The sequence below is a fragment of the Nonomuraea sp. B12E4 genome, assembly GCF_039871825.1.
GTDB lineage: Bacteria > Actinomycetota > Actinomycetes > Streptosporangiales > Streptosporangiaceae > Nonomuraea.
Genome location: NZ_JBDPME010000008.1, coordinates 297,308 through 310,486 on the forward strand (window position 1 = coordinate 297,308; position 13,179 = coordinate 310,486).

At 71.9% G+C, this 13,179-nt stretch carries 11 protein-coding genes; 6 read left to right on the plus strand and 5 right to left on the minus strand.

All coding sequences use genetic code 11. From position 1 onward, the window contains the following. Nucleotides 1-160 precede the first annotated feature (160 nt). From ABGB18_RS20805 to mtrA, 4 genes are all read right to left on the minus strand, one after another. Nucleotides 161-856 (minus strand): ComF family protein, encoded by a 696-nt coding sequence (locus tag ABGB18_RS20805; RefSeq protein WP_347697204.1) that lies wholly within the window; start codon nt 854-856, stop codon nt 161-163. 264 nt (nt 857-1,120) lie between these two features. Further along, a complete protein-coding gene (locus ABGB18_RS20810; RefSeq protein WP_347697205.1) occupies nt 1,121-2,845 on the minus strand; it encodes an LpqB family beta-propeller domain-containing protein in 1,725 nt (574 codons plus the stop codon). Continuing rightward, nucleotides 2,832-4,577, minus strand: coding sequence for an MtrAB system histidine kinase MtrB (mtrB, locus tag ABGB18_RS20815; protein ID WP_347697206.1), 1,746 nt, complete (start codon nt 4,575-4,577; stop codon nt 2,832-2,834). The genes ABGB18_RS20810 and mtrB overlap by 14 nt, the downstream gene beginning before the upstream one ends. Nucleotides 4,578-4,595: 18 nt before the next feature. Further along, the gene (mtrA, locus tag ABGB18_RS20820) at nt 4,596-5,273 is read right to left on the minus strand and encodes an MtrAB system response regulator MtrA (protein WP_043620615.1); all 678 of its coding nucleotides are present in this window, start codon (nt 5,271-5,273) and stop codon (nt 4,596-4,598) included. 268 nt (nt 5,274-5,541) lie between these two features. Between mtrA and ABGB18_RS20825 the strand changes: the two genes are divergently transcribed. The 5 genes from ABGB18_RS20825 (at nt 5,542) to ABGB18_RS20845 (ending at nt 11,127) form a co-directional block, all read left to right on the plus strand. Further along, nucleotides 5,542-6,813, plus strand: coding sequence for a glycerophosphoryl diester phosphodiesterase membrane domain-containing protein (locus ABGB18_RS20825; RefSeq protein WP_347697207.1), 1,272 nt, complete (start codon nt 5,542-5,544; stop codon nt 6,811-6,813). After that, nucleotides 6,783-7,517 (plus strand): DUF4129 domain-containing protein, encoded by a 735-nt coding sequence (locus ABGB18_RS20830; RefSeq protein WP_347697208.1) that lies wholly within the window; start codon nt 6,783-6,785, stop codon nt 7,515-7,517. The genes ABGB18_RS20825 and ABGB18_RS20830 overlap by 31 nt, the downstream gene beginning before the upstream one ends. Next, on the plus strand, nt 7,514-8,701 hold the full coding sequence (locus ABGB18_RS20835; RefSeq protein ID WP_347697209.1) for a DUF4350 domain-containing protein: 1,188 nt from the start codon (nt 7,514-7,516) through the stop codon (nt 8,699-8,701). The genes ABGB18_RS20830 and ABGB18_RS20835 overlap by 4 nt, the downstream gene beginning before the upstream one ends. Next, complete coding sequence (locus ABGB18_RS20840; protein WP_347697210.1) at nt 8,691-9,671, plus strand: MoxR family ATPase; 981 nt, start codon at nt 8,691-8,693, stop codon at nt 9,669-9,671. The genes ABGB18_RS20835 and ABGB18_RS20840 overlap by 11 nt, the downstream gene beginning before the upstream one ends. Before the next feature lie 82 nt (nt 9,672-9,753). After that, on the plus strand, nt 9,754-11,127 hold the full coding sequence (locus tag ABGB18_RS20845) for a DUF58 domain-containing protein (protein ID WP_347697211.1): 1,374 nt from the start codon (nt 9,754-9,756) through the stop codon (nt 11,125-11,127). 26 nt (nt 11,128-11,153) lie between these two features. On the opposite strand, the gene ABGB18_RS20850 is transcribed toward ABGB18_RS20845, so the two are convergent. Then, nucleotides 11,154-12,146, minus strand: a complete 993-nt coding sequence (locus ABGB18_RS20850) for a stage II sporulation protein M (protein ID WP_347697212.1) — start codon at nt 12,144-12,146, stop codon at nt 11,154-11,156. 51 nt (nt 12,147-12,197) lie between these two features. Here ABGB18_RS20850 and ABGB18_RS20855 point away from each other — a divergent pair, with 51 nt between their 5' ends. Further along, entirely contained in the window at nt 12,198-13,175 is a 978-nt protein-coding gene (locus tag ABGB18_RS20855; protein ID WP_347697213.1) for an RDD family protein, read from the plus strand. The last annotated feature ends 4 nt before the right edge of the window (nt 13,176-13,179 follow it).

Sequence of the window (13,179 nt, forward strand, 5' to 3'; positions counted from 1 at the left end):
TGGAGCGCGCCTCAACGTTGGTTAGGCGGCACGTTTAACCGATCCGCGGGGCATCCGGGAGCGAGCCTCGGATCCGCTGAGCTGCCGTGCCACTCGCTGGAGGGGAGTGATATGTGACCTCCAGGTGAGGATCCCGATTTGGATCTTTCTTTACGCACCGTCACCTTAATGTCTTAAGGGATCTTCGGCGTGTCGCGGCCGCGGTCACGGCCAGCGGTACGTCCACGCCCGCAGCGCGCAGTGCTCTGGCGGCCTCCACCAGGGTGGCGCCGGTCGTGACGATGTCGTCCAGGAGCAGCGCACGGGCCGCTGGAGGGCCTTTCGCGGCTCCCGGCACCCTGAGGGACCCCCGAAGGTTGGCGCCTCTCTCGGCGGAGCTCAGGCCCGCCTGGTCCACCACCCGCCGCGCCTGCCCCAGCCCTTTCCACACGACTGCCTGCATCCCGGACATCCGCAACATCCGTGCCACCAGCACCGCCAACCGCCCCACCGGGTCGTGCCCCCTGGCCCGCAGCGCCCGCCGCCCGCTGGGCACCGGCACGACGGCGAACGGCCCGTCCGGCCCGAAGGCCCCGCTCCTGACCGCCGCCAGCACGGTGAACGCCATGGCCTGTGCCAGCACCGCCGCCAGCGCCACCGCACCCCGCTCCTTGTAGGCCACCACCGCCCTGCGCACCACGCCGTCGTAGACCGCCGCCGACCAGCAGTCGGGCAGCCCGGGCGGCGACGGCTCGGGCAGGCGCCGCGCGGGGGCGGCGGTCAGTGCGGCCAGGCAGCCGGCGCAACAGCGCGTCCCGCCTGCGCCGCAGCCGGCGCAGGCGGAGGGAACGACCAGATCCAGAACGGAGCTCAGCACGCGCCCCAGAATGCCGGGCCCCACCGACAGTTCTCCCGCAACCGCGAACCCACTCCAGCCGCCGGCCGAGGACCGCGCAGGGCCGAGGCGCGGGAAGACCAAGGGTGGTGCAGGTCAGGGTCCGGGGAAGACCGAGGTGCCCGAAGACCGAGATGGGGCACGGTCAGGGCGATGGAAGGTCGGGGTGGGTGCAACAGCGGGGTGCCCAAGGGCCGAGGTGGTGCGAGGGCAGGGGGCGGAAGGCCGAAGTGCCGGGGGGAGGCGTCAGCCGAGGGGGAAGAGGGGGATGCCGTCGGACTCCACCTTGGTGGTCCAGGTCTTCTGGTCCTGGTTGAGCTCGACGACCTTCGCCCCGGTCTTCGTCCGCGCCGCCGCCAGCACCCGGTCCCCCTGCGCCGCCAGCGATTCCAGCGGATCCTTCAGCGGCACCCCCACCGTCTCACCGTCGCCCACGCCGATCTGGTTGAGTATCTGCCCGGCGTTGCTGTCCACCAGCACCAGCACGTGATCGGCGTCCCCCCAGGCCAGGTCCAGGATCTTCTCCCCCGCCTCGGTCGTGGTCAGCATCTGGAAGTTCCCCGGCTCGATCTTGCCGGCGTGTTCGACGAAGGCCCCGATCTGTACGGTGTTCTCCCCGGTCGTCACCGCCACCCGCACCCCGTCCCTGGCGATCCGCAACCGCGTGACGTCCAGCCCCTTCAAGGGGGACTCCACCGGCTCGGCCGCGCCCCGGTTCGCCGGGTCGTACCGCAGCAAGTTCCCGTTCTGGCGGTCGTATGTCCATAGGGACCCATCCCGATGCCAGGTCGGCGCCGTCAGGTCCGCCCCCTGGATGACCTCCTGCCACTGCCCTTCCGGCGTGAGCCCCGCCACCGAGATGCCGGTCGAGGTCTTGGCCGCGATGAGGTCGCCGTCCCTGGACATGGCGAAGTCGGAGTATCCGTCGCGCGGCTCCCCGGCGGGCCCGGGCACGGCGCCGGCCGGGCCGTCCTTGCCCAGGTAGTGGACCGCGCCCCCGCTGGCGTAGTAGGCGGTGCCGCTGCCGTCGTCCAGCCAGCGTTCGTCGGAGTTGGGCTGGTCGAGGCCGTACATCTCCCCGTCCACCTGCACCTCGATGGTGCGGCCCTTGGCGACCTCGTTCCTGTTGAGGCTGTACCTGATCTGGGCCAGCAGGGATCCGTCCTGGGCCGGGTCGAGCGGCCCGGAGAGGTTGACCAGGACGCGGTCCTCGCCGTACCTGATCGAATCGACCTCGGTCCCCGCCGGGAAGCTGGTGGTCACCGCGCCGCCCTGGAGCGCCGAGGTGGGCGGCTTGAGCAGGCGTTCGAGGATGGTCTGCGCGAAGCTCTCCGTGGGCTTCAGCCGCAGCCACACGCGGTCCGCGACGAGCCGGGGGTCCTGCGCGTGGCCGCGGCTGAGGTAGTAGAGGTTCGTGGCCCGGTACGCGCGCGCCACGTCGGCGGCCGTGAGCAGCAGCCCGGAGGGCAGGTCGTTGACGCGGTAGCCGCCCTGCGCGTCCTTCACCAGTTCGAAGGTCCCTCCCTCCCAGGAGCCGATCATGGGTACGTAGGAGTCGTCCTCCCTGATCTTGGCCGCCCAGCGGGCCTTGAGCGAGACCTTCAGCACCGCGTCCGAGCCGTCACGCGGGTCGGGCGGCAGGACCTCGAACCCGTCCTCGATCACCGTCACGGGACCGGAGGGATCCCACTTGGCCAGGGCGCGGGGGGTCAGGTAGCCGGGCAGGATCGTCGGGTCGTCGGGGTAGGCGGCCATGGCGGCCTGCAGGCCCTTGATGATGTCGGTGGGGCCCCAGTCCGGCTGCGGCCTGATGGCGATCATGCGCTGGAACGGCTTGCTCAACGGATCGCCGCCGCCGGCGTCGGCGACGGAGTGCGGGCCGGTCAGGGGGATCACGGCGCACCCGGAGCTCCCGCCGGCCACGACGACCGCCACGGCGACCGCGGCACCCAGCCACCTAGTCCTCGTCATGGTCCGCTCCGTCCCCGGAGGCGGGCAGCAGGACCGGCGTCATCGCCCCGCGCCAGGTGCGCCGCATCTCGATCTCGGGCGGCACCAGCGACAGGGGCGAGCCCCTCAGCTCGGACCCGGCCGTCCTGGGCAGCGTCAGCCTGAACTGCGACCCCTCGCCCGGCTGTCCCCACGCCTGCAGCCAGCCACCGTGCAGGGTGGCGTCCTCACGGGAGATCGCCAGCCCGAGCCCGGTGCCGCCGATGGTCCTGGCCCGCGACGGGTCGGCCCGCCAGAACCGGTCGAACACCATCGTGTCCTCTCCGGCCTTGAGCCCGATGCCGTGGTCGCGTACGGCGATGGCCACGGCGTCCCGGTCGGCCCCCACGGTGACCACGATGTCCCGGCCCTCGCCGTGCTCGATGGCGTTGAACAACAGGTTGCGCAGGACCCGCTCGACCCTGCGGTTGTCGATCTCGGCCATGCAGGGCTCGTGCGGCAGCCGCAGTTCGAAGCGGGTGCCGTGCCGCTCGGCCAGCGCCTCGGAGTCCTCGATCGCGCGCAGCACCACCTTGGTCACGTCCACCGAGTCGAGGTCGAGGGTGGCGGCGCCGGCGTCGTAGCGGCTGATCTCCAGCAGGTCGGCCAGCATCGACTCGAACCTCTCAAGCTGGGCCTGCATGAGCTCGGCCGAGCGGGCGGCCATCGGGTCGAAGTCCTCGCGGGCGTCATAGAGCAGGTCGGCGGCCATCCGCACGGTCGTCAGCGGGGTGCGCAACTCGTGCGAGACGTCGGAGACGAACTGCCGCTGGACCTGCGACAGCTCCTCAAGCTGGTGGATCTTCAGCGTCAGGTTCACGGCCATCTCGTTGAACGAGTTCGCCAGGCGGGCCAGGTCGTCCTCGCCGCGCACCTTGAGCCGTTCGTCCAGGTTGCCGGAGGCCAGGCGCTCGGCGGCCTGGCGCGCCAGCCGTACGGGACTGACGACCTGGCGCGTGACCAGGTACGCGATGGCGGCCAGCAGCAGCACGAGCCCGAAGCCGACCACGACGATGGCCAGCCGGACGTTGGACAGGAGCTGCTCTTCCTCGTCGAACGGGAAGAAGTGGTAGATCTCGTAGTTCTGGCCGGTGGAGGGCACGTGGACGACGCTGCCCACCAGGTAGGTCAGCTCGGGCTGGCTCCTCCCGGCGAACTTGATCTCGTCGACCGACCCGACGGGCTTGTCGTACTCGAACCTCGTGATGTTGCGCTGCAGGCTCAGCCGCAGGCTTTCCGGCACGTCGGCGGGCACCACGCTGCCGGAGGCGCGCGACTCGCCGGGTGTGGTCCGGTTGAGGATCATCACGTCGTAGCGCTTCTTCGAGCCGTCCTCGCTGGTGCCCGTGACGGTGTCCATGACGTCGTCGAGCGGGTTGGCCGAGCCCTTCTTGCCGCCGTCGGCGGGTTTGGTCTGCTCGTCGGGCTCGGGCGCCAGCGCGTCGGCGATCTGCAGCCGGTCGGCGAACGCCTCGCTGGCGGCCGACGACTGGCTGCTCTCCACGACCGACCGGTTGATCTGGTCGGACAGGAACGTGCCCAGCACGACCACCACGATCACGGAGATCACCAGCGTGCTGGTGACGACCTGGAGCTGGAGCGAGCGCCGCCACACGCTGCGTGCCCTGCCCGCCGCACGACGCACCCGCCGGCGGACGCCGCCGAGAATCTGGCGGAGTGTCCGTCGGCGGGCTCTCTTCTTCGTCGGGGGCATGGCGGGGCGGGGCGAGGTTTAGGCTGGGCCGGCTTTGTAACCCACCCCGCGGACCGTCACCACGATCTCGGGGTGCTCGGGGTCCTTCTCGATCTTGGCCCTGAGCCGCTGGACGTGCACGTTGACCAGCCGCGTGTCGGCCGCGTGCCGGTAACCCCACACCTGCTCCAGCAGGACCTCGCGGGTGAAGACCTGGCGCGGCTTGCGGGCCAGCGCGACCAGCAGGTCGAACTCGAGGGGCGTGAGGTTGATCGTCTCCTCGCCCCGCTTGACCGAGTGGCCGGCCACGTCGATGGTGATGTCGCCGATCTGCAGGATCTCGGGGGTCGGCTCGTCGGTACGGCGCAGCCGCGCCCGCACCCTGGCCACGAGCTCCTTCGGCTTGAACGGCTTGACGATGTAGTCGTCGGCGCCCGACTCCAGCCCGAGGACGACGTCGATGGTGTCACTCTTGGCCGTCAGCATGACGATCGGGACCCCGGACTCGGCCCTGATCCTGCGCGCGACGTCGATGCCGTCCGCTCCCGGCAGCATCAGATCGAGCAGCACCAGATCCGGCCGCGTGTCGCGGAAGGCATCCAGGGCCTTGTCACCGTCGGAGACGAACGACGGCTCGAAGCCTTCCCCGCGCAACACGATCCCCAGCATCTCGGCGAGAGCGGCATCGTCGTCGACGACCAGCACGCGACCTTTCATGGCCCCTCATTCGTTCTACGCATTGTGGGACATACCCGCACGATCGCTGAAGGTTACCCTTGGTCGACCCATGTACGTGACATGAGCCCAACAAAAGGCGAATTTTAGGTCCCCCCTGCGATCGCTATCTCAGTCTGCGGTAACAGAGCGACTTTCGGCCATCCCTGGCCGCGAACCTTGTCCAGATTCGCCCGGGAATGCGGGCAAGATGAGGTGGCGAATCCTCCCTGTGACACCACGGCCCCGCGCCGCATGCCAGGATTGGGATATGTCAGACGGTCACGGTCCCCCGCCCGAGACGCCATCAGGCTGGTCGGCCGAACAGCCCCCGCCCTACAGCGCCCCGCCGGCCTCGCCGTGGACCGCGCCGGGCTCGGCACCGCAGACGCCCTACGGCCAGCCGTACGGGCAGGCGCCCGAGCCACCCCCGCAGCACCAGATCCACGGGCCCGGGCCGCAAACACCTTATCCGCCTTATCCGCACCCTCAGGCCGGCCACGGCTTCGTGCCGCCCCCGCCGGCGCTGCGGCCGGGGATCATCCCGCTGCGCCCGCTGGGGTTCGGCGACATCCTCGACGGCACGATCAAGCTGATCCGCTCCAACCCGAAGGCGGTGCTGGGGCTGTCGGCCGTGGCCGCGCTGCTCGCCGCCGTGCCGCTCGCCGTGGGGCAGGCGCTCCTGCTCGACACGACGGCCGGCATGATGGCCGATCCCACGACCGCGGCCACGGCCGCCGAGGACCTCACCAGCGTGTCCGGGATCGCCGCCCAATACGGCGGCGCCCTGATCTCCTACGCGGTGCAGTTCGTCGCGGTGACGATGCTGACCGGAGTGCTGACCCGCATCCTCGGCAGGGCGGTCTTCGGCGGCGCCCTCAGCGCCGGCGACGCCTGGCGACTCGTCAAGGGCCGGGTTCCCGCGTTGTTCGGGGTGGTGGGGCTGCTGACCGTCATCATGCTGGTGCCGCTGGTCGTCTTCGTGATGCTCATCGTGGTGATCTCACTCAGCGTCTCCGCCGACCAGCTCGGCCTGGTGGCCGTGCTGGCGATCCTTTTCATTGGGCTTTACCTGGCCTTCTACCTGTTCATCAGGACCCGCTTCGCCTTCGCGCCCGCGGCGGTGGTGCTGGAGGGGCGAGGGCCGCTCGACGCCATGCGGCGCTCATGGCACCTGGTGACCGGCGACTTCTGGCGGGTGCTCGGCATCCTGTTCCTCACCTCCCTGCTCGTCGGGCTCGTGTCGGGGGTGCTGTCGGTCCCCTTCACGCTGGTGGGCACGGTGCTGGGCGCTTTCGGGGCGGGCTCGGCGGGCTCGATCGTCGCCGCGGCGCTGCTGATCACCGTCGGTGCCACCCTGGGTGCGATGATCACCTACCCGTTCGAGGCCGGCGTCTCCGGCCTGCTCTACGCCGACCGGCGCATGCGCAGTGAGGCCTTCGACCTGGTGCTGCAGACGGCGGCCATCGAGCAGCAACGTCAGGGCTGGGTGCACGGATCGGCCGACGAGTTGTGGCATCCGTCCAACTCGGCCAGGTCGTGACCGGCCCTGTCGGCAGGGATGAGGCCGCGCGCCAGGCGGCGCAGGAGCTCCTCAAGCCCCAGTACGACAAGGAGTCGCTCTTCGACCTGATCTACCGGCGGGTCATGCAGTTCCTGGGCGACCTGGTCGACGCGGCCACGGGTGGCGGGACGGCCGGCGGGATGATCGCGGCCGTAGTGATCGTACTCATCGTCCTCGGGCTGATCGTGCTGATCTCCTGGCAGCTCCGCAAGGCCGCCCACAAGAGAAGGCTGACCGCCGGCGGGCTGTTCGGGGAGCGGGCGATGAGCGCGGCCGAGCACCGCGCGGCCGCCGACCGGCTGGCCGCCGAGTTCCGCTGGACCGAGGCCATCCAGGAACGCCTCCGGGCCATCGCCCGCGACCTGGAGGAGCGCGCGCTGATCGACGGCATGCCCGGCCGCACGGCCGACGAGCTCACCCGCGAGGCGGCGGTGGCGCTGCCCGGCTTCACGAAGGAGCTGGCCGCCGCGGCCCGCTCCTTCGACGACGTGACGTACGGAGGCGCGCCCGGCACCCGGCAGGCCTACCAGGCGATGAGCAGCCTGGACGAGCGGCTCCGCCAGGCCAGACCGATCCTGCTCGGAGCGGGCGGCCCGCCGAGCGCGGGAACGCCGGGCGCGCAGATGCCGGGCACGGGAACGCCGGGTGGGGCGCGGCCCCCGGTGGACGGAGGGGCGCCGTGAGCGTGACCGCGCCTCCCGCGCCTCCGCCTCCCGCCGAGTCCCGCTCGACCTCGCCCACCGCGCGCTCCGTCTGGCGGGCCTGGCGGATGGTCGCGCTGGTCGGCGTGGTCACCGTGCTGGTCTCGGTCATCGCGCTCTTGGTCGGCCCCGACCGCGGGCCGTCGCGTCCGCTCGACCCCGACGACACCACGCTGGCCGGCTCCAAGGCGCTGGCCGAGCTGCTGCGCGCCCGCGGCGTCACGGTGGACCGGGTCGACTCCGTACGGGACGCCGCGGACCTGGCCGCCACCGGCGACCGGCTGCTGCTGATCACCGACATGATGTACTTCGACGAGTTCAGCCTGTCCAGGATCCCCGGTGACCGGCTGATCGTCGGCAACGTCTTCGGCCTGGAGGTGCTGGCGCCCGGCGTTCGGACGAGGCCCGGCCAGGTGCGCGCCCGCTCGCGCGAGCCGGAGTGCTCGCTGCCCGCCGCCGTGGCCGCCGGCAGCGCGTACATGGGCGGCTTCGCCTTCCACGGCCCGTCCGGCACCACCGGCTGCTACCGGTTCGGCGGCGGGTCCACGCTGATCAGCTTCCCCGACTCCGGCAGGACCATCACGGTCGTCGGCGACGGGAGTTTCATGAGCAACCAGCGCCTGGCCGAGGACGGCAACGCGGCGCTGGCGATCAACCTGCTCGACACCGGCCGGCCCGTGACCTGGCTGGTGCGCCCGGACAACCCGCCGAGGCGCGACCTGACGGCCGGGGAGAGCCGCCGGTCGATCTACGACCTGATGCCCGCCGGCATCGTCTGGGCGCTGTTCATGTCGGTCATCGCCCTGGCCCTCACCGCGTTCTGGCGGGGCCGCAGGCTCGGGCCGGTGGTCACGGAGAAGCTGCCCGTCATCGTGCGGGCGGCCGAGACGGTCGAGGGGCGCGGTCGTCTCTACCGGGCCCGGCGCGCCAGGCAGCGGGCGGCCGACTCGCTGCGCGCGGGCACGATCGACCGGCTCACGCCCAGGCTCGGACTCGGCTCGGGCGCGGGGGCGCACGAGGTCGTCGCGGCGCTCGCCGCCCGTACGGGACAGGACCCGCAGCAGATCGGCGCGGCCCTGTACGGGTCGCCGCCGGCGGACGACGCCGGGCTCGTCGGGCTGGCCGGATACTTGGACTTCATCGAAAGGCAGGTCAGTGAACTCTGAGGAGACTTACCGCACGACGATCTCGGGCGACTCGGCCAGAGACGCGCTCGGTGCGCTGCGCGCGGAGGTGTCCAAGGCCGTGGTCGGCCAGGACGCGGTCGTGACGGGGCTGGTCATCGCGCTGCTGTGCCGGGGGCACGTGCTGCTCGAAGGCGTGCCGGGTGTGGCCAAGACGCTGATGGTGCGTACGCTGTCCGCGGCCCTGGCCCTGGACTTCAAGCGGGTGCAGTTCACGCCTGACCTGATGCCGGGCGACGTGACCGGGTCATTGATCTACGACACGAAGACCGCGGAGTTCGAGTTCCGCGAGGGGCCGGTGTTCACCAACCTGCTGCTGGCCGACGAGATCAACCGCACCCCGCCGAAGACGCAGGCCGCGCTGCTGGAGGCGATGGAGGAGCGGCAGGTCAGCGTGGAGGGCTCGGCGCGGCGGCTGCCCGAGCCGTTCGTGGTGTGCGCCACCCAGAACCCCATCGAGTACGAGGGCACCTACCAGCTCCCCGAGGCGCAGCTCGACCGGTTCCTGCTCAAGCTGACCGTGCCGCTGCCGCCGCGCGAGCAGGAGATCTCGGTGCTCGACCGGCACGCCCGCGGCTTCGACCCGCGCGACCTGTCGGAGATCAAGGCGGTCGCCTCCGCCGGCGACCTGGCGGCGGGCCGGGAGGCGGTCGCCCAGGTGCACGTGGCGCCCGAGGTGCTCGGCTACATCGTGGACGTGGCCCGCGCCACCCGAAATTCGCCGTCGCTGCAGCTCGGCGTCTCGCCCCGGGGCGCCACGGCGCTGCTGGCGGCCTCGCGGGCGTGGGCGTGGCTGTCCGGTCGGCACTACGTCACGCCGGACGACGTGAAGGCGCTGGCCAGGCCCGCGTTGCGGCACCGCGTCCAGCTCAGGCCGGAGGCGGAGCTGGAGGGCGCGACCTCCGACGGCCTGCTCGACGGCATCCTGGCCTCCGTCCCGGTCCCGCGCTGATGTCCCTGACGGGAGGCAGCGGGATCGAGGTGACGCGCCCGATGTCCCTGACCGGACGCGCCGGGATCGAGGTGACGCGTCGATGGCTCTGACGGGACGTGCCGGGCTGCTGGCGGCGGTCGGGATCGTGGTGGTGCTGCTCGCGCCGCAGCCGGGGGCCGCGCTGGCCGGGGTGTGCCTGCTGATGGCCGCCGCGATCCTGGTGGACCTGGTGTTCGCGGGGGCCGTGCGCCGGCTCAAGTTCCACCGCTCCGGCGACACGCTGATCCGCCTGGGCCAGCGGGCCACGGTCGAGCTGATCGTGGAGAACCCGGGCTCCAGGCGCGTCCGCGGCGTGCTCAGGGACGCCTGGCAGCCCTCGGCGGGCGCCGGCCCGCGGGTGGCCGGGCTGGACGTGCCCGGCGGCGAGCGCCGCAGGATCTTCATGACGCTCGACCCGACCAGGCGCGGCGACCGCTCGTCCGTCGCGGTCACGGTCCGCTCGGTCGGCCCGCTCGGCCTGGCCGCCCGCCAGGGCAGTCACCAGGCGCCGTGGTCGGTACGCGTGCTGCCGCCGTTCCTGTCGCGCAAGCACCTCCCGTCGCGGCTGGCCAGGCTCCGCGAGCTCGACGGGCAACATCCGGCGCTGGTGCGCGGCCAGGGGACCGAGTTCGACTCACTGCGCGAATACGTGGTGGGCGACGACGTGCGCTCCATCGACTGGCGGGCCACCGCGCGCCGCCACGACGTGGTCGTACGCACCTGGCGGCCGGAACGCGACCGCCGCGTGCTGATCGTGCTCGACACCGGCCGCACCTCGGCGGGCCGGGTGGGGGACGCGCCGATCCCCATGGCGGGTGCCACCCCGAGCGGCGGCGGGCTGCTGGTCAGGCCGGATCCGCGGCCGGCGCCCGGCTGGCCGCGGCTCGACTGGTCGATGGACGCCGCGCTGCTGCTGGCCGCGCTCGCCGCCCGGGCCGGTGATCAGGTGGACTTCCTGGCCTACGATCGGGCCGTACGCGCCTGGGTCGGCGGGGCGTCCCGCACCGAGCTGCTGTCGTCGCTGGTCAACGTGATGGCGCCGATCGAGGCCGAGCTGATCGAGGCCGACTCGCAGGGCATGGTGGCGGCCATCCTCGCCCGGGCCAAGCGGCGCTGCCTGGTCGTGCTGCTCACCGACCTGAACCCGGCGGCCCTGGACGAAGGGCTCATGCCGGTGCTGCCCCAGCTCTCCTCGCGGCACCTGGTGCTGGTCGCCGGGGTGTCCGACCCGCGGGTCGCGGCCATGGCCGGGCGGCGGGGGTCGGCCGAGGAGGTCTATGACGCGGCGGCGGCCGAGCACGCCCAGCTCGGGCGCAGGCGCATCACCGCCAGGCTGCGGCGGCACGGGGTCGAGGTCGTGGACGCTCCGCCGGAGGACATCGCGCCCGCGCTCGCTGACGCGTACCTGGCGCTGAAGGCGGCCGGACGGCTCTGACCAACGAAGGCCAGGCTGTGGGGCGGTCAGGCTGTGGGGGCGACGTCGGGGGCGCGTTCGAGGTCGCCGGTCTCGTGCCGGCTCAGGGCGCGACGCCCGAAGACGATCACGTACGTCAGGAAGGCCACCTCGGCGAGCACCCCGATGCCCACCCGTGCCCACGTGGGCAGCCCCGACGGGGTCACTAACGCCTCGATCAACCCCGACACGAACAGCACCACGACCAGCCCCAGCGCCACGCTCATCACGGCCCTGCCCTGCTCGGCCAGCACCTCCACCCGACGGCGCGGCCCGGGGTCGACCACTTTCCAGCCCAGCCGCATGCCCACGGCCGCCGCCAGGAACACGGCGGTCAGTTCGAGCAGCCCGTGCGGGGTGATCAGGCCGAAGAAGATGTCCAGCTTGTCCCGGGAGGCCATCAGCCCGCCGGAGACGGCCACGTTGGCGGCGTTCACGTAGAGCACGTACGGGATCGGCAGCCCCAGGGCGATCGAGTAAATGATCATCTGCGCCGCGACCCACGCGTTGTTCACCCAGACGCCGCTGGCGAAGGAGGCCGCCGGATTCTCGGAGTAGTAGTCGGCGAAGTCCTCGTTGACGAGCTGGGTGATCTGGTCGGGTGAGGCGATCGACGCCTGCACCTCCGGGTTGCCCGCGATCCACGCGCCCATCACCCACGCGACCACCATGAACGCCGTCGCGCTGCCCAGCCACCACCACCGCGCCCGGTAGGCCACCACGGGGAACGACACCGTGAAGAACCTCACCAGCTCCCGCCAGGCGGGCGCGTGCGCGCCGGTCACCGCGGACCTGGCCCGCGCCACCAGCGCGGACAGCCGCCCGGTCAGCATGGGATCCCTGGAGGAGGAGCGGACGATGGACAGATGCGTCGACACGCGCTGGTAGAGGTCCACCAGCTCGTCCACCTCCGCGCCGGTCAGCGACGAACGGTGCTTGACCAGGTATTCGAGCCGGTCCCAGACGGGGCGGTGTGCCGTGACGAACGCATCGATGTCCACCCGACCATTCTGGCCGCTCGATCAGCGGCACATAGCCGTTAGGCTCCACATATGTCAGAGGTTGTGACCGGTGACGCCGTCGTCGTCGAAGTGCGGGTGGCGCAGATGCCCTCCCGCGCGGTGGCGATCATCATCGACATGGTCGTCCAGTTCTCCCTGCTGGTCGCCGGCTACATGCTCGTGGGCGCCTTCGCGTTCGTCAGCGACCCCGCCATCTTCACGGCCGTGATGGTCGCGATGCTCGTCCTGGTGACGGTCGGCTACCCGGTGATCTTCGAGACCGTCAGCAGGGGACGCAGCCTCGGCAAGCTGGCGCTGGGGTTGCGCGTGGTCAGCGACGACGGCGGCCCGGAACGCTTCCGGCAGGCGCTGTTCCGCGGGCTGGCCGGATTCCTGGAGCTCTGGACGCTCTCCGGGGCGCCCGCGCTGATCTCCTCGCTGGTCTCGCAGCGGGGCAAGCGCCTCGGCGACGTCTTCGCCGGCACCATCGTGATCTCCGAACGGGGTCCGCGCGACACCGGGCAGTTCATCGAGATGCCGAAGGAGCTCGCGAGCTGGGCGGTCATGCTGGAGCTCTCCCAGCTCCCCGAGGAGCTGGTGCAGGCCGCCAGGCAATACCTGTTGCGCTGGCGCGACCTGTCGCCGCAGGTCCAGCACGAGATGGGGGTGCGCATCGCGACCCAGACGGCGGCCTTCGTCACACCGGCCGCGCCCGCGGGGGTGCCGCCGCACGCTTACCTGAGCGCCGTCCTGGCCGAGCGCCGCCGCCGGGAGCAGTTGCGTTTCGCGCGCCGCGCGGGCAACGGCCTGCCGCCCCAGGGGCCGTATCCGCAGCAGGCGCCACCCCCTCAGGGGTATCCCCAGCAGGCACCGCACTCTCAGGCTTATCCGCAGGGCCCGGCTCAGCAGCCCGGCCGCTACGCGCAGCCGCAGCCGTATCCCCAGGTGAGCGCGCCCTATCGGGCTCCCGGCGCACCCGCGCCGGAGCCGCCGAAGGCGACTCCGGGCGGGTTCGCTCCGCCTCAGTGAGCGC

Bases quoted from the DNA above. Each gene is read 5' to 3' on its own strand.
- ABGB18_RS20845 (WP_347697211.1), top strand. From the start codon at position 9,754: ATGGCTCTGACGGGACGTGCCGGGCTGCTGGCGGCGGTCGGGATCGTG.
- ABGB18_RS20810 (WP_347697205.1), bottom strand. From the start codon at position 2,845: ATGACGAGGACTAGGTGGCTGGGTGCCGCGGTCGCCGTGGCGGTCGTC.
- mtrA (WP_043620615.1), bottom strand. From the start codon at position 5,273: ATGAAAGGTCGCGTGCTGGTCGTCGACGACGATGCCGCTCTCGCCGAG.
- ABGB18_RS20855 (WP_347697213.1), top strand. From the start codon at position 12,198: ATGTCAGAGGTTGTGACCGGTGACGCCGTCGTCGTCGAAGTGCGGGTG.
- mtrB (WP_347697206.1), bottom strand. From the start codon at position 4,577: ATGCCCCCGACGAAGAAGAGAGCCCGCCGACGGACACTCCGCCAGATT.
- ABGB18_RS20825 (WP_347697207.1), top strand. From the start codon at position 5,542: ATGTCAGACGGTCACGGTCCCCCGCCCGAGACGCCATCAGGCTGGTCG.